The 15,160-nt window shown below is 47.8% G+C and carries 13 protein-coding genes, 1 other RNA gene and 1 pseudogene; 8 read left to right on the top strand and 7 right to left on the bottom strand.

Annotated features, from left to right (window positions below; genetic code table 11):
- The first annotated feature begins 25 nt into the window (after positions 1-25).
- Complete coding sequence (locus AC4PME_RS09790) at positions 26-499, top strand: MarR family winged helix-turn-helix transcriptional regulator (RefSeq protein WP_119501061.1); 474 nt, start codon at positions 26-28, stop codon at positions 497-499.
- Between the two features lie 86 nt (positions 500-585).
- On the opposite strand, the gene AC4PME_RS09785 is transcribed toward AC4PME_RS09790, so the two are convergent.
- Both AC4PME_RS09785 and AC4PME_RS09780 read right to left on the bottom strand, forming a co-directional pair.
- Positions 586-930, bottom strand: a complete 345-nt coding sequence (locus AC4PME_RS09785; RefSeq protein WP_491046105.1) for an RnfH family protein — start codon at positions 928-930, stop codon at positions 586-588.
- Complete coding sequence (locus AC4PME_RS09780) at positions 930-1,358, bottom strand: type II toxin-antitoxin system RatA family toxin (protein WP_119501059.1); 429 nt, start codon at positions 1,356-1,358, stop codon at positions 930-932. The genes AC4PME_RS09785 and AC4PME_RS09780 overlap by 1 nt, the downstream gene beginning before the upstream one ends.
- Before the next feature lie 139 nt (positions 1,359-1,497).
- On the opposite strand from AC4PME_RS09780, the gene smpB reads away from it, so the two are divergent.
- Positions 1,498-1,977, top strand: coding sequence for an SsrA-binding protein SmpB (gene smpB, locus AC4PME_RS09775; RefSeq protein WP_119503376.1), 480 nt, complete (start codon positions 1,498-1,500; stop codon positions 1,975-1,977).
- Here smpB and AC4PME_RS09770 read toward each other — a convergent pair.
- On the bottom strand, positions 1,922-3,253 hold the full coding sequence (locus AC4PME_RS09770) for an NADH:flavin oxidoreductase/NADH oxidase family protein (protein ID WP_119501058.1): 1,332 nt from the start codon (positions 3,251-3,253) through the stop codon (positions 1,922-1,924). The two genes, smpB and AC4PME_RS09770, sit on opposite strands and share 56 nt — an antisense overlap.
- A 181-nt stretch (positions 3,254-3,434) precedes the next feature.
- Here AC4PME_RS09770 and AC4PME_RS09765 point away from each other — a divergent pair, with 181 nt between their 5' ends.
- From AC4PME_RS09765 to AC4PME_RS09750, 4 genes are all read left to right on the top strand, one after another.
- Positions 3,435-3,656 carry a VF530 family protein gene (locus tag AC4PME_RS09765; RefSeq protein ID WP_474851941.1) on the top strand — a complete coding sequence of 74 codons (222 nt, stop codon included), beginning with the start codon at positions 3,435-3,437 and terminating at the stop codon, positions 3,654-3,656.
- Positions 3,657-3,990: 334 nt separating this feature from the next.
- Positions 3,991-4,524 carry an RNA polymerase sigma factor gene (locus tag AC4PME_RS09760; RefSeq protein ID WP_119501056.1) on the top strand — a complete coding sequence of 178 codons (534 nt, stop codon included), beginning with the start codon at positions 3,991-3,993 and terminating at the stop codon, positions 4,522-4,524.
- The gene (locus AC4PME_RS09755; protein WP_119501055.1) at positions 4,521-5,222 is read left to right on the top strand and encodes an anti-sigma factor; all 702 of its coding nucleotides are present in this window, start codon (positions 4,521-4,523) and stop codon (positions 5,220-5,222) included. Before AC4PME_RS09760 ends, AC4PME_RS09755 begins: the two co-directional genes overlap by 4 nt.
- A 216-nt stretch (positions 5,223-5,438) precedes the next feature.
- Complete coding sequence (locus AC4PME_RS09750) at positions 5,439-7,499, top strand: hypothetical protein (RefSeq protein WP_491046106.1); 2,061 nt, start codon at positions 5,439-5,441, stop codon at positions 7,497-7,499.
- Positions 7,500-7,604: 105 nt separating this feature from the next.
- On the opposite strand, the gene AC4PME_RS09745 is transcribed toward AC4PME_RS09750, so the two are convergent.
- Together AC4PME_RS09745 and AC4PME_RS09740 are read right to left on the bottom strand one after the other, a co-directional pair.
- On the bottom strand, positions 7,605-9,923 hold the full coding sequence (locus tag AC4PME_RS09745; RefSeq protein ID WP_491046107.1) for a carboxypeptidase regulatory-like domain-containing protein: 2,319 nt from the start codon (positions 9,921-9,923) through the stop codon (positions 7,605-7,607).
- Positions 9,904-11,310, bottom strand: coding sequence for a glycerophosphodiester phosphodiesterase (locus AC4PME_RS09740; RefSeq protein ID WP_119501052.1), 1,407 nt, complete (start codon positions 11,308-11,310; stop codon positions 9,904-9,906). The genes AC4PME_RS09745 and AC4PME_RS09740 overlap by 20 nt, the downstream gene beginning before the upstream one ends.
- A 410-nt stretch (positions 11,311-11,720) precedes the next feature.
- Between AC4PME_RS09740 and ssrA the strand changes: the two genes are divergently transcribed.
- Together ssrA and AC4PME_RS09730 are read left to right on the top strand one after the other, a co-directional pair.
- Positions 11,721-12,078, top strand: a transfer-messenger RNA (tmRNA) gene (ssrA, locus tag AC4PME_RS09735).
- 165 nt (positions 12,079-12,243) lie between these two features.
- On the top strand, positions 12,244-13,284 hold the full coding sequence (locus AC4PME_RS09730; protein WP_491046108.1) for an integrase arm-type DNA-binding domain-containing protein: 1,041 nt from the start codon (positions 12,244-12,246) through the stop codon (positions 13,282-13,284).
- Between the two features lie 17 nt (positions 13,285-13,301).
- Here the strand turns inward: AC4PME_RS09730 and AC4PME_RS09725 are convergent.
- Together AC4PME_RS09725 and tnpC are read right to left on the bottom strand one after the other, a co-directional pair.
- Positions 13,302-13,601: pseudogene (locus AC4PME_RS09725) on the bottom strand (IS66 family transposase); the annotation flags it as partial.
- Positions 13,602-13,618: 17 nt separating this feature from the next.
- Positions 13,619-15,124 (bottom strand): IS66 family transposase, encoded by a 1,506-nt coding sequence (gene tnpC / locus AC4PME_RS09720; protein ID WP_491529576.1) that lies wholly within the window; start codon positions 15,122-15,124, stop codon positions 13,619-13,621.
- Positions 15,125-15,160: the final 36 nt, after the last annotated feature.

The following is a 15,160-nucleotide window of genomic DNA, read 5'->3' as shown; positions in this document are numbered from 1 at the left end:
AGCAGTTCACAGGACGGGCTTATTTATGAGAAAAGAAGAAGAATTATTGGTTGCCCTGCGTAAGGTCATCCGTGCGGTTGATTTACGCAGTAAGCAACTGAGTAAAGATGTGGGTCTGACCGGCCCGCAGTTGCTGGTAATGCAAAATATTCAGGAACGCCCCGGCATCATGGTGCGGGAAATTGCGGAAAGCATCAATCTGAGTCCTGCTACCATTACCAATATTCTTGATCGCATTGAAGCCCGTGAACTGGTTACCCGCATCCGCAGCACCACCGACAAGCGAAAAGTAGGCGTGTATCTGACGGACAAAGGTGAAGCGTCGCTGGAAAACGCGCCCCGCCCTTTACAGGAGCACTTCATTGACCGGTTCAATAACATGAAGGACTGGGAACAAAGCCAGATGGTTGCAACGATGCAACGCATAGCCTCTATGATGGACGCTGAAGATATTGATGCATCACCGTTTCTTGAAGTGGGTTCCCTGCGGGACAAATAAAAAAAGCCACGGTGTTTGCCGTGGCTTCTCTTTAAGGGGGTCTGTTTCCGGTATTAACACGCCGGATGTCACTTAACCTTCACTTATCATTCTTTTGCTTTCAGCGGATTCGGGCGGCCACCGGTCACTTTATCTGCCCGGCCTTCTTCAACGGCTTTTTCAGCACGGCGTTTACGGATCTCTTTCGGATCGGCAATCAACGGACGGTATATTTCAATCCGGTCACCATCTTTAACCGTGTCGCGCATTTTGGCCACACGGCTCCAAACGCCCACTTTCGTTTTCTTCAAATCGATTTCAGGATGAAGTTCACATAAACCGGAAGCAACAATAATGCTTTCGATAGTGCTGTCTGCCGGCACCGAAATTTCCACCAGCGATTGCTTATGTGGCAATGCGTAGGCAACTTCTACCGTTATTTCGTCACTCATCAGTACACGCTCCGTGCCCGTTCCGTAAATGCATTCACCATGCTGGTGGCCAGCCCGCTGAATACCTTACCAAAGGCCATTTCAGTTAAACGGTTACTGAATTCAAAATCCAGATTAAGCGCAATTTTACAGGCGTCATCAGATAACGGGGAGAACGTCCACCCGCCTGATAATTGCTTGAAGGGACCATCAACCAGACGCATGTCTATACGCCTTGCCGGCTCCAGAGTATTGAGTGTTGTGAACCATTGCTTAATACCGGCTTTCGATACCAGTAACGACGCCTTCATGTGGCTTTCACTGTGGTCAAGAACCTGACTGTCGGCACAGCCCGGTAAAAATTGTGGATAGGCAGCTACATCATTGACCAAATCAAACATGGCCCCGGCACTGTATGCCACTAACGCACTGCGTTGGATACTTGGCATAAACTCACTTTTTATTTCTGATAATTTGTTAAGTCTACCACGACTGTTTATTGTCACCTACCCTTTAAGCGCGCGCTATCGCCCCCATATACCATGGAAATGAAAAGACATTCTGTTTGCAATCGGTATAATGGCGGGCATGAAAAAGAACAAATCCAATCAAAACTCAACCGGCACCATCGCGCTGAACAAGAAAGCGCGTCACGACTATCATCTGCAGGACAAATTCGAAGCAGGTGTGTCGCTGCAAGGCTGGGAATTAAAGAGTATCCGTGAAGGTAAAGTGAACATTACTGACACGTACGTTATTTTGCAAAACGGCGAAGCCTGGCTGGTAGGTGCGCGCATTACGCCGCTGAATCAGGCTTCCACCCACGTGATTTGTGAACCCGAACGGGCCCGCAAATTACTGCTGAATAAAAAAGAAATCGACCGGCTTATCGGCGGCCGTGAGCGTCAGGGTTACTCTATTGTTGCCACTGCCATGTACTGGAAAAAGTGCTGGGTGAAACTCGAAATTTACCTTGCGAAAGGTAAACAGGAACATGATAAGCGTGATACCGTTAAAGATCGCGACTGGCAACGTCAGAAACAACGGGTGATGAAACACAGCGTGTAACCTCAGGTTGCATCGGCGCAATGGTCTCTTTGATCTTTGCGCTGATATACGCTTTGTATACCATCGTCATCTTTCTGCGGTGCAGAATATCCAGAAACAAGCTCCAGAACCCCGTCGGGTTATGCATTGTGGTCAGATCGTTGCCTAAACGTCTCAGCTGCCGGCGTACTTTTGCCATTTTCACCAGCGATGCCAGTGTTTTATCCTGCCAGTCACACTCCGGTTTTATCCCTGCATAATCCGGCTTTTGCTGCCATTTTCTCATCAGGTCCGGCGTAAATGCCAGAGCGCTTGCTATACCCGCGAACGTACATCCGTTGTCTAAAACTTGTTGCACAGTTTCCTGCCGGACAATGCCGCCGGTGGTCATCAGCGGTACGTCAGCCTGTTCAGAAATCTGCTTTGCCACATCTGCGAAGTAAGCGTCTCTACGGGATACGGCAAATCCTTCCTGCGCAGTTCCCTGCATAGCCGGAGATTCATAATTTCCGCCGGACAGTTCTACGACATCCACATTCAATCCTGCCAGCCACTGTGCTACTTCAGTTGCTTCCTGCGCAGTAAAACCACCACGCTGAAAATCTGCCGTATTCAGTTTCACCATCACAATAAAATGATTGCCGCAATATGCCCTTACCTGACAAACAATGTTCAGTAACAGGCGGGCACGGTTCTTCAGAGAACCGCCCCACTCGTCTTCCCGGCGGTTTGCCAGCGGAGACAAAAACTGACTTAACAGGTAGCCATGGGCAGCATGAATTTGCACACCGTCGAAACCGGCTTCTTTTGCACGTCTCGCCGCCTGGGCAAACTGATGGGTGATTTGATGAATTTGTTCACAGGACATCGGCTGTGGTTTAGCAAAACGTTTGGTGTATCGTCCCAGAGATAGTGGAACGTCTGAGGGTGCCCATGCCACTTCACCAATCTCACGGGGCATCTGTCTGCCCGGATGGTTAAGTTGCATGATGGCTTTTGCGCCACCGGATTTGATCACTGCCGCCCACTTTTCAAAGGCTTTTAAGTCGCCTTCCAGCGGCATAACCACACCGCCAGGGCCGGTCATAGCAGTTGCATCAATCATCACATTACCGGTAATGATCATTCCGGCACCGCCATGTGCCCAGTACCGGTAAAGTGCATAAAGCGCATGATCCGGCTGAAGTTGCTTATCCGCCATGTTTTCTTCCATCGCGGCTTTTACAATCCTGTTTTTAACAACCTGCCCGCATGGCAACGTTACCGGTGTCGCCATTGATATTTGATTTTGCTGCATGATTCCGTGTCTGAAGCTTAAGCGCGACTACTTTATAGGAAATGCCCGGCGCTTTCATGCTTCATGTGCGTTATTTTTTATTTTGCCGTTACGTAAATGATACAGATCAACAGACAGGAACTGACCCACCGTACTGGTTATCTGTTACACTACGGCGGTTTGTATTACCGGAAGCCCTGCCATGAGCCAGCAACAGCCAAATAATCCTTTACACGGTCTGACGTTAGAAAAGATAATCGTGCAGTTGCATGAACATTATGGCTGGGACGGACTGGATGAGCGCATTCACCTGAACTGCTTTTACAACGAACCGTCGGTGAAGTCGTCACTGAAATTTCTGCGCCGTACTCCCTGGGCCAGGGCCAAAGTGGAAGCGCTCTATGTTGAGACTTTTTGTCGTTAATCCATTAACCCGTACCTTATCCGTTTTCTTTCCGGCGCCCTGTCACTGCCCGTAAACCGGCTGAACAGGTTTTACTATCAACAATCACATGCCGCACTATCAAGCGTGTCTTTGCCGGCTTTAAATCATTGATATCACTAAAAACATGACTCCCGGGCGTGATGTGGCTTCGTCAACATTGACAAGCCACTATTACCTTTTCACTAATATGCATTACTTCGCATCCGATCTGAACGTTCAGTCGTTTGGTTCAGGTAGGTTCAACTTGATAGTAAACGGGATAAACGTTAATAATGTGTAAATAGTGACAGCAGACAGCGGAAACTGAGATTTCATGGAACACGAAACATTGTTTCCACTCTTGTGTGAAACGGCAAACGGCAACAAAGAAGCGTTTTCAGAATTGTATAAGCTGACCAGCGGTCAGATGTATGCTGTCGCACTGAAGATGTTGAAGAGGCCTGAACTGGCGGATGAAGCCATTCAGGATGCTTATGTCAAAATCTGGCACAATGCCGGTCAATATCAGCGTGGCAAAGGCACTGTGTTTACCTGGATGCTCAGTATAGCCCGCTATCGTGCACTGGATTTGATGCGCTATCATAAAGTGCGCAATGAAGTGGACTTGTCTGAAGATACACATTTACCTGTTTCCCCGGACGAATCCAATTTGTCTGATGCGGAGCAGAAGAAGCTTGAAGCCTGTATGGATGAACTTGAACCTGCCCAGCGGCAGGCTATCCATCTCGCTTACATTAACGGTTTATCTCATCACGAAGTGGAAAGCCACATGGCGTCTCCGCTGGGCACTATCAAAAGTTGGATCCGTCGCGGATTACAAAGTTTGCAGAGGTGTCTGTCACTATGAATTATCTTACTGAAGCACGGAGAAACGCCCTCGCTGCAGAATATGTACTGGGTACGTTGCGGGGAAAAGCCAGAGTGCGTTATCAGAAGCTGATGATGCAATATCAGGTTATTGCTGAAACGACCGCCTTATGGGAACAATATCTCGACGGACTGAACCACAGGTTGCCGCCGGTCACTCCGCCTCCGCGCGTATGGCAGGCCATCCAGAAACGCATTAATCCTGAAGAACGGACAGATACGTCCGGTGACATTGTCGCATTCGAACGTAAACGAAGAAAACAGTGGCGTCTGTTCTCCGGCGTGGCCGCCGCTGCTGCGCTGATGATGGCCGTGTTACTCGTTTCCATGACGGAACCTGTCACCGCCCCTGTTGAGCGGGTGGCAATATTTAATGACACCAATAATCAGCCTTTATGGATCATCGAAATTTCCGGCGACTCCCTGAATGTAAGAGTTACCGGAGCACTTGCTGCCAGAACTGACAAGGACTATCAATTGTGGATGGCACCGGCCGGTGGCGGTGCACCAGTCTCCCTGGGACTGCTTCCCAAAAGTGGAGATATCACCCGTATTCCGCCCTCCATGTTGCTGGACAAAAACGTTACGGTACTGGCTGTCAGCATGGAGCCACTCGGGGGCTCGCCGAACGGTTCACCCACTGACGTGCTTTACCACACCAACATATTTTCTGTTTAAAGCCCTCATAACACGGCTACCGGCGCAGCACGACAACGTACTGCGCCACGCCCGTTTCATCCCTTATTATTTACCCCGTTAAATCTCGAAAAATAAAAAATTTAAAAAAACTTATATTTTTTGCATCCGGTTGCATCTTCCAGTCGTTTGGCTTGTTGTACGGACGCAGAAAAGCAGGCGCGTCTTTGAAAATGCATGTCACATACGGAGACAACAATGCTGAATACACAGACGAAAAACGCACCATTCAAATATTCTCTTCTCGCAACGTTACTGGCTGTTTCACTGGCCGGCTGCAGCGGCAGTGATGGCGACGACGGCATGGACGGTATGGATGGTGCTGACGGCCAGGATGGTACGCCGGTCCTGACCACCAGAACGTTCCTGCGCGCAAACAACGGTGACGAAAACCGGGGCACGGTGGACTGGATTGATCAGGACGGGGACATGCTGAGCAGTTTCGAAACCGGCGCCAATGAAGGTATTGTGTTGTCCTATTCAGGCACACTTTATCAGGCAGGAGACAGCGGTGAACCCATGCTTGGCGCATTTTGCCGTATTGCAGGCAGGGAAGACGGAATGATGATGTCGTCTGTCGATTCCCAGATTATGGGAGCAAACACCGGTCTCACAAATCCTAAAGGTATAGCACTGGCTGATGACAGCGGTATGATTTATGTGGCTGACTTTAACGCAATGCGAATTGCTGTTTTCGGCAGTGCTGCAGCAGGTGATGTAGCGCCGGTTGCTGAGATCATGTTGCCGGCACAGCCCTGGGATGTGGCCGTAGATGAAAACGCTGACCGGATGTACGTGGCGCTTACCGACGGCACCATCGCGGTATATGACAATGTTATGGGTTCAGATTTCGCGCCGTCAGTGATGCGTATTATTGTACCGTCAGATGCCAGTGGCACACAGATTTCCGTAAACAGTCACGGCATTGTCTACGACGCAGACTCGGACCGTCTGGTGGTTTCCGATGTGGGTGATGCCAGTATTGCCGATGACGGGCAGATCTTTGTGATCAACAATGCTTCCACCGTTGACGGTGCCGTGGAACCGGCGCGCACCATCGCAGGCCCGTCAACGATGCTGGGCAACCCTGTTGATATTATTCTGTCGGGCACCACACTGCGTGTCGCGGAAAAATCCAACGACGCGATTCTTGTTTATACAAATATATTTAGTGGTGACAGTGGCGATATTGCCCCGACCCTTGCCACGTCTTCAGTAAAACCCGAATCCCTCGCAGAATTGACGGATATGCCTGAAATGGCAGATTTTTCTGACCAGGCGCTTGCAGATGTGACCATCGGCGGTGTCAGTGCCAGCAGTAACCCTGCTACTGCCGGCGATACAACAGGCATAGTAGTGCAGTTTGATGCCTCTCTCGGTAGTCAGACTGCTATGTTCGATACTGGCATGAGTATCGAAAGCGTTGCTTACTCAGTCAACGGTGACGGCTTCGTTACCTATGATGACCCGGAAACAGCCATGGGCGGACTACTGGTAGTGAACCGGATGGCATCCATGCGCGATGACGGCATGTTCAGCCTGTCTCAGGACCGTGAAATTATGGGCGACATGACAGGTCTGGTAGCGCCAAAAGGACTGGACGTAAACAGTGAGCACGCTCTGGTGTTCGTCGCAGATGTTAATGAAACTTCACCCGCCGTCCGCGTGTTTTCTGGCTGCGCAGCAGGCAATGTAATGCCTGTGATGACACTGTCAGCATCTGACGGTGCACGCCCGTGGGGTGTGGATTACGACGCTGAAACTGACCGCGCTTTCCTCGCCCTGACAAATGGCACTGTTGCAGTGTTTGATGAAGTTACCCGCAAGATGATGAGCGGCACCAGTGAAATTACGGGTGAAGACCGCCTGCTTATACCGGCCATGAATGGTGAGGCGATTGCTGCACCCACCAATATTCACGGCATTGACTATGATGCTCAAAGTGATGCGCTGGTCATATCTGATGTGGGCAGTGCCGACAGTGCCACAGACGGCAAACTGTATGTCATTCCTGATGCCGGCATGGCAGATGGCCTCACAGATATGACGGTTAACATTGCCGGTCCCTCAAGCATGCTGGGTAATCCGGTAGATATTATGCTCAGCAACGGCAATGTATACGTGGCAGAAAAATCCAACGGTATGATCCTGCGATTCGATGACATTATGAATGCCGCAAGCGGTGACATGGCACCGGATTACAGTGTTTCATTCACAGCACCTGAATCAGTAGCCGTACTGCCAGCTTATCTGTGGTAGCTTTAGCAAAAAAGCCGCTTTAAGCGGCTTTTGTTTCAAACGTCAGACACCAAAACACTCTTAACCGCGCGTTTTGAATCTAAACCCGATGCACTGGTTTATGCTTTACAGTGCATCGAGTGGGATTTCCAAATTGTGGTTATCTTCCGATATACGGTGCCAACGACGATACGTTTGGTAACCCGCTGCCCTGATTTCAAATTCGTAGTTACCGGGCGCCAGCAACATTCCTTCCTGATATTTTGGTTTTATATTCATAATACGGATCGCAGCCCCTTCGACATTCGATATAATTGTCAAAGGAACCGGTTTTTGCGTTGCTCTTGCTGACAGCTCGGTAGCATTGGAAGTGCTAGGTGTGATGGGCAATATCTCGTCCAGTCCCGCGAGTTTGTGGGTTAACGGCTCTACTTTTTTGTAAATGCCGGTATGCGCTTCGAACGATAACCCCAAAGGATGAAGAATAGGTTGAGCGTACAAAGTCCAGCCAAGCACAGTCGAAAACACAGGATGACCATTTTCTTCGACCTTTTCCAAAAAGTGGTTTACCGGACTGTCGGCTCGCGCCGTAAATGTGCTTTGCACCAGAAGTGAAGGCAAAAAACAGATAAGCAAAATTGGTATCGATTTTATAACCCACCTAGACCATTTTGGCGTGTGCTCTTGCCAGTCAGGCTTGAATAATTCAAACGCTTTAATGGGTAGCTTTAAAATTGTTAGACAGATTAAAAACAAACTTAAAAACATTGAAATAGGCGGGATCAGTACAGAACGTAGCGCTTGTTTACCGGCTTCCGCATATTTACCACCGTTTTCGAAATGCACTCTGGCATCTGAAATCATGTCAATGTAGCGAAGCGTTCGTTTTTCGATGTTGGGGTCGAGCACATACTGTTTAAAATTCACCTGACTCCAATCGGCGTGAACATTATCGACATACATATCGCCCATTTTCTGGGCAATTATACTCTGAACACTGGGGTGAAGCTGAAAATCCTGCCATTGCAAATTGACAGGAAGCGACAATCCTTTGCGCTGCATCGCATCGTTCCAACCTGCATCGGCGTCGGTTTTAACTTTATTTGCAACGGCTTGCGAGAATACCAAACGTTGTTCAACCCGCCAGTCTGCCGGCAGCGCCAAGCCTTTTGTTTTCAGAGTATTGCGGATTCGCTGTTGTGTCTCATCATGATTCCGAAAAGCGCCCAAATCCGGAATTCCCATAGGATATCCCGTATCTTTTTGGAACTGGGCCTGAAAATTGGGATGAGCAAGAATTCTGCGCTGGTAATGGGTAGGATCATCGGTGTACTTATAGCGCTTGTCCTTTATTCCACCGTCTCCCCCCGTGGCCAAGCTTAACGCTTGTAATAAGGTCGATAAGCCTCCGGTGATAACGCCGGCAATAGCAGTATTGGCGGTATTTTCAAGCCCACTCACATCTTCTTCTATGAGCCAATAATTAGGTTCAACATATCCCAGTCCCGCTTTATCTATCTCCGATTTATATCGGGCCTGTAGTCGCTCAATACACTGAGTTCTGCGGTCTCTTTGAGAAGATTTCGAATAACGCTCCAAACATTGATTTGTCTGTTTATGATATTCAAAAATCCGCGGACCGTATTTTTGTGCCCTTGCCTCGGCCCGCGCGACATATGTTTTCGTTGCTTGCTGATAATCACTCCAGCCTTGATTAATTTTTTGCTCTATTGCTTGCCAATATTCTTTCTCTTGCTGCGGTATGCCAGCCAATTTCTGGTTGTAGGTATTCGATCCTTTGGCATAGTCTTCGTAGCTCTCCGACAATTGCACATACAAGCTCGAAAAATCTTGATAATGCAGATCGAAGTCGCGATAAGTCTGTTTTTGAACAAATTGCCTGACAATTTGATGTTTGTAGTTTTCCAAATTGGTGGCGAGTTTATTGTCGGCATACAGTAACCCGCCAAATAACGCTAAAAAGGTGAGATTTTCGGAGCTGTTTTGTAACTCGGTATCGTACTCAAGCCCGGTCACCGAAACGGCATTTAACGCCAGTGCGTCCCTGAAAGCAGCACTCAACACCGCTTGCTCGCGTTGTTCTGCTGAAGAAGACGCGATAAGTACTCGCTCTACTATAATTTTTTGACCGAAATAAACTGTTGGCCATACTACACACGCTAAAGCGAACAATATCGAAAAACCTGATATCGCAGACCGAAAATATCTAGCGGGAAGAAAATCAGCCAGAAGTAAAGTAGCGCCTATTCCTGAGATAGCGCGACCATACACTTCCAATTGCTCCAGTTGGCTGTCTTGTGGCGTGCCAAGACCAATAAGTGACACCAGTTGCGCGTTAAAAATCGCTTCCGGTATTAAATAAGCAACGCTAAGAACAAATAAAAATACTCGCCACAGTGTAGGTTTACAAGAAGGGGGCGTCATTTGAATTCCTTAGATCAACTTCAACTGCCCGATCAGTCTTTAGATCAACTTCACTCTCCCGCTCTTTCGGGCCTGCTTTAAGTTCCAACATAACAGGGATAAAAGCAGGGCTTGTCACATCGTTATTTATCGTCTTGAGCTGGCCACCGAGTGCAGGGTAAAGACCATTATCAAAGTAGGTGTCTACTTCATCTAGACGCTCCAAATCCAGATCAATAGGCAACAGAGCGATACGCTTAGTATGGTCGGTAGAGCCGATATAAGTCCGCATAGCAGGCAATCCATATTGGCTACAGAACCCGTAAAGTGTGTCATCAATAATGACCGAATCGGGCCTTGAGTTTGAGGCTATTTTGAATAGTGAATTAGCGTGATAAGCGTGGTCGTTAATGGTGTATGTTGCGACGGGTATCCCGTAACTGCTGACTAGCGATTTAATGCGACTTGCTTGTCCCACATACTGACGAATATCAATTGCCAGTCCGAAATTTCTTTTCAGCGCTTTTTTAAGCTTACTTATACCGGAGCTAGAATCGTAGCGCTTTTCCTTGTAGCGGCGAAAAGCAAACCCGGCGATGTCTTCAATTCTTTCCTGATTATCCTGATAGATGTTGTCGCTAGACGCCCCTTTTTCGAGTTTGGCTTTTAACACCCTCATCGATTGTTCTGCCGGACTTTGGATAAAAGATAAAAAGACCTGGGAATTTATGTCGCGCATCCGCTCCAAATTTCTCAGTGACAGACCGGAGTAGAAATAGCGACCTTGCCCGATGATCTTAAATGCCAAGTAATCGAGCATTTCTAATTCTTTCGTTGATGCATCGGACTTGATCTCTATATTCAGTTTTTTGCTCAAACCCGCGATTGACGCAAACGCTTTAGCCAATGTACGAAAATCTGGCGGCAGAACATTCAATAATTGTCCCGAATTCTGATCACGAGCACGAAGGTAGCCCCACTCTTTTTCGTAGCGGATTCGTTCGATTTTTCTTCGCTTATTATCAATCGTTCCCGTTTCTCTACCTGTTTGTTTATCGTGATGAACAACCCACACGCCATCAAAGGTGACCCGTACATCGATTTCGACAACGTCAAAACCATTATCTATTGCGTCGATAACAGCATTTACGGAGTTTTCAGGATGACGAATTGAACCTCGATGACTCTGTAGTTGATAATCACCACACTGTTTTGCGTTGAGGTAATTAATATTATTGAGAGAGGATAGATAAAAACCACGAGCCTCGAATGCTTCATTGAGGGCTATTCTTTTGGCACTTACGGTTTTTGTGTCGCGAGTTGACGTGGGTGGCGTACTGTTACAACCACTCAGAAACAAGATAAAAACGCTGGCAACAATTAAAAATTTGCGGCTGATAAAGTCCATTTTGAGTCGCAATACTACTGATAATATGTAAGTTTTAGCCAGAGTATAGGAAATTATTTCGCCAGAAACTAGCCTTTATTTTGTTTCAATTAACAAACTCTCAATTTTCTCTATAACCAATGCATTGACGAAAATTCACTAAACCCGCAGTTGGTGTTCCGATGTCAATTCTCCTTTCAAACCGCTACTTGGTGACCTCTACGCACGAAAGATTTCCTGAGTTTTGTGAGCCCTAGTGATCCACTTGCCAGCTAAAAACGAACTAAGCTTACTATCCTGCCACTTAGATGGGTTTCGGTGATGCTGGATTCATGTTGTAAATCATTATGATTGCAGGTAGAATCCAGCCAAATTTGTCACTCACAGTTTTGTTAGGTGAGTACTTATGATTCTCCGAAAGGGGAGCCCTCGGGGCTGATTAGGATTCGACAGGATCTAGGAAGCTGGAGGTGCATGCAGAGGAGCGGTTTGCCTCTTAAAAAGCCGCATTTAAATAGTCGCAAACGACGAAAACTACGCACTAGCCGCTTAATAACCGGCATAGGCCCTTCCACCTAAGCTTTGTCTGCTAGCCAGGATTTTGGAAGGTCATTAAAGCAAACTAGCGAGGGAAACTCTCCTGAGGTTGAACCGCGAAATAGTATCAGGACAGCTACCAGGAACCCTGTTTGTCGGGGTCTAAAGTAGTTAAATAAAAGACAAACTAAGCATGTAGTACCAAAGGTAGACATTTTCTGGACGCGGGTTCAAATCCCGCCAGCTCCACCAATTCATAGTTTAAAGACGTCCTAGGACGTCTTTTTCTTTATCTGCAGAACAGTAAAATCAATAACTTAGCGTATTTTAACGTTCATTAGCTTCCCGTGGCTTCTTTGATTTATAGGTACACGATTGGGTACACTGCAAAAACTGGATTAATTTGGTGTACCCAACATGGCAAAAGTAACGACACGTCTTACCGATAAAGAAATCAAATCAGCGAAGCCAAGCGATAAAGAATACAACCTGTTTGATGGTGACGGGCTGCGGTTACGCATTAAACCGAATGGTTCAAAGCATTGGATTTTTAACTACTATCGCCCCACTAGCCGTAAACGAGCCAACTTAAGTTTGGGCAAGTACCCTGACCTATCCCTAGCTAATGCTCGGAAGATGACACTTGAAGCCAACGAGCTACTAGCCCAAGCCATAGATCCTCAAGAAGACCGCAAGCGCCAGCAAGAAGAACATAAATCGGTCCACCAGCACACCTTCATCAAAGTTTCTAAAGAATGGTTTGAAATAAAAAAAGACGAAGTTACACCAGATTATGCTGTCGATATCTGGCGTTCTCTGGAACTACACATCTTCCCCTCTATTGCTGGAGTCCCGGTAAGTTCTATCACTGCACCGCAGATCATTGAATTACTGAAGCCAATTGAAGCAAAAGGCAGTTTGGAGACCGTGAAGCGTCTGTCTCAACGCCTTAACGAGATTCTGAACTTCGCTACCAATTGTGGACTGGTACAGGCCAATCCATTAGTTGGAATCAAAGCAGCATTTAAAAAGCCCAAGAAAGAGAATATGGCAGCACTTAAGCCTGCAGAACTGCCGGAACTCATGGCTGCGATTGCGAATGCCAGTATTAAAAGAACGACACGCTGCTTAATTGAATGGCAACTTCATACCATGACACGCCCTAGCGAAGCGTCTGGCGCAAGCTGGAAAGAGATTGATTGGGATAATAGCGTCTGGACTATTCCTGCAGAGCGAATGAAAAAGCGCAGAGACCACCGTATTCCCCTCACTGACCAAATGCTGGGTTTACTTGAAGTCATGAAGCCTATTAGCGGCCATCGTGAGTTTATATTCCCTTCTGACCGTGATCCCAAGAGACCGTGTAACAGTCAAACAGCAAATATGGCTCTAAAACGCATGGGCTTTGCCGGACGTTTAGTTAGTCACGGACTGCGTTCACTGGCTAGTACAACGTAAGCGTCCGCTAATACCACCTAGCGCTCAGTAAACTGCCATGGTAGAAGTTGCTCGATATCGACGTTAGGCTTGCTTAGTTCCTCAAGGCAAGTCATCACATACTCGAACACATTCAGGTCGTTGGCCTTTGCCGTTTCGATGATGCTGTAGAGAACAGCACTGGCGTTTGCACCTGTGGCGGTCTGGCTAAACAACCAGTTTTTTCTGCCGATGACGAACGGTTTAATCGCGCGCTCAGCGCGATTATTGTCGATGGCGAGATGGCCATCGAGTGTGTAACGCTTCAGCTTATGCCATTTATTAAGGCAGTACTGTAAACGTCCGGTAATCCCACCTATCGTTTAGCAAACTGCCTTGGTAGTAACTGCCCGATATCGGTGTCGGGCTTGCTGAGCTGCTCCAGGCAGTTCATGACATACTCGAACACATTGAGGTCGTTGGCTTTCGCCGTTTCGATGATGCTGTAGAGGATGGCGCTGGCATTGGCACCGGTTGCGGTCTGGCTGAACAGCCAGTTTTTTCTGCCTATAACGAACGGTTTAATGGCTCGCTCAGCGCGGTTGTTGTCGATGGCTAGATGGCCATCGAGTGTGTAACGAATCAGTTTATGCCACTGGTTGAGGCAGTACTGTATTGCCTCGCCGAGTTTTGTTTTCGGTAATACCTGTTGGGCTGATTTTGTCAGCCAGGTTTCAAGTTGATTAAGTAGCGGCAGGCTCTTTTCTTGTCGTTGTGTATAGCGGGTTGCTGCGTTTTCTTCTTTTAACTGCGTCTCGACACGGTAGAGCTTCTGTATGTGGTTCAGTGCCCAATCAGCTTTGCCACTGCCTTTACTGCCAGCGCCTTTTTTCGCTTCCATGAACTTGCGTCTGGCATGGGCCCAGCAACCGACTAAGGTGGCCTGCGTTTGTTCGTAGCCCTGATAGCCATCCACTTGCAGATATCCGCTATAACCATCAAGGAAGTCCACGGCACATCGCCCGGCACGACTATTGTGATAATCGTACAGCACGATGTTAGGTATCGCAGAACCGGTGATGGTCGCTTGCGGTGAGTCCGCTCCGGTTGCATACAGCCACATGTAACTGGTCGTTTTGTCAGAATCGACAACCTTCAACGTGGTTTCATCCGCCTGGATAACCGGTTGTTGTAGCAGATGTTGATGAAGCTGGTCATAAAGCGGCTTAAATAACTCAGCACAACGGATTATCCAGTCTGCCATGGTTTTACGGCTGAGTTCGATGCCATGCTGTTTGAACATAGCTTCCTGCCGGTAAAGTGGCAGACCATACTGATATTTGCTGGTGATTATCTGACTCAACAGGCTCGGCGTTGCATAGCCTTTGGGGATAACGCTATGTGGTACCGGCGCTTGTTTCACCGTATTGCTGATACCCTCTTTTTCGCAGGTACGGCACGCATACTTCGGACGTACATGTTCAATCACTTTCACCTGAGCAGGAATGAACTGAAGCTTCTCAGACTTATCTTCACCGATGCAGTGCAGCGTGCCAGCGCAGCAACCACAGACTTTATCTTCATCAGGGATATCGTGGACGATGACTTCACGCGGCAAGTCCTCAGGCAATGGTTTACGCTTAGGCTTATTGCGTGTGTAGCTGATGGTTTCCTGCTCTGGCATTTCAACATCAACAGCCAGTTCTTCCGCCTCATTAAACAGTTCGCCCTGACCGGGGTGGCCCTCAGTACTTTTACCAAACTGTTTTTGCTGTGCGATGCGGAATTGCTCTTCGAGATATTGATAACGCGCCATCACCTGCGATAACATTTTTTTCAATGTCGCCGGGTCGTCTGGTAAATTCTCGATATCAATATTCATGACATAATTATCACGCAATAACGTATTGATTGCCCG

The organism is Alteromonas sp., from assembly GCF_984505615.1.
The sequence above is the reverse complement of the archived record's forward strand: the minus strand, read 5'-3'. Positions and strand labels throughout refer to the sequence as shown.

What these genes read in the sequence shown, in the direction of transcription:
- AC4PME_RS09790 (WP_119501061.1), top strand. Translation starts at nt 26, where the DNA reads ATGAGAAAAGAAGAAGAATTATTGGTTGCCCTGCGTAAGGTCATCCGT.
- AC4PME_RS09785 (WP_491046105.1), bottom strand. Translation starts at nt 930, where the DNA reads ATGAGTGACGAAATAACGGTAGAAGTTGCCTACGCATTGCCACATAAG.
- AC4PME_RS09780 (WP_119501059.1), bottom strand. Translation starts at nt 1,358, where the DNA reads ATGCCAAGTATCCAACGCAGTGCGTTAGTGGCATACAGTGCCGGGGCC.
- smpB (WP_119503376.1), top strand. Translation starts at nt 1,498, where the DNA reads ATGAAAAAGAACAAATCCAATCAAAACTCAACCGGCACCATCGCGCTG.
- AC4PME_RS09770 (WP_119501058.1), bottom strand. Translation starts at nt 3,253, where the DNA reads ATGCAGCAAAATCAAATATCAATGGCGACACCGGTAACGTTGCCATGC.
- AC4PME_RS09765 (WP_474851941.1), top strand. Translation starts at nt 3,435, where the DNA reads ATGAGCCAGCAACAGCCAAATAATCCTTTACACGGTCTGACGTTAGAA.
- AC4PME_RS09760 (WP_119501056.1), top strand. Translation starts at nt 3,991, where the DNA reads ATGGAACACGAAACATTGTTTCCACTCTTGTGTGAAACGGCAAACGGC.
- AC4PME_RS09755 (WP_119501055.1), top strand. Translation starts at nt 4,521, where the DNA reads ATGAATTATCTTACTGAAGCACGGAGAAACGCCCTCGCTGCAGAATAT.
- AC4PME_RS09750 (WP_491046106.1), top strand. Translation starts at nt 5,439, where the DNA reads ATGCTGAATACACAGACGAAAAACGCACCATTCAAATATTCTCTTCTC.
- AC4PME_RS09745 (WP_491046107.1), bottom strand. Translation starts at nt 9,923, where the DNA reads ATGACGCCCCCTTCTTGTAAACCTACACTGTGGCGAGTATTTTTATTT.
- AC4PME_RS09740 (WP_119501052.1), bottom strand. Translation starts at nt 11,310, where the DNA reads ATGGACTTTATCAGCCGCAAATTTTTAATTGTTGCCAGCGTTTTTATC.
- AC4PME_RS09730 (WP_491046108.1), top strand. Translation starts at nt 12,244, where the DNA reads ATGGCAAAAGTAACGACACGTCTTACCGATAAAGAAATCAAATCAGCG.
- tnpC (WP_491529576.1), bottom strand. Translation starts at nt 15,124, where the DNA reads ATGAATATTGATATCGAGAATTTACCAGACGACCCGGCGACATTGAAA.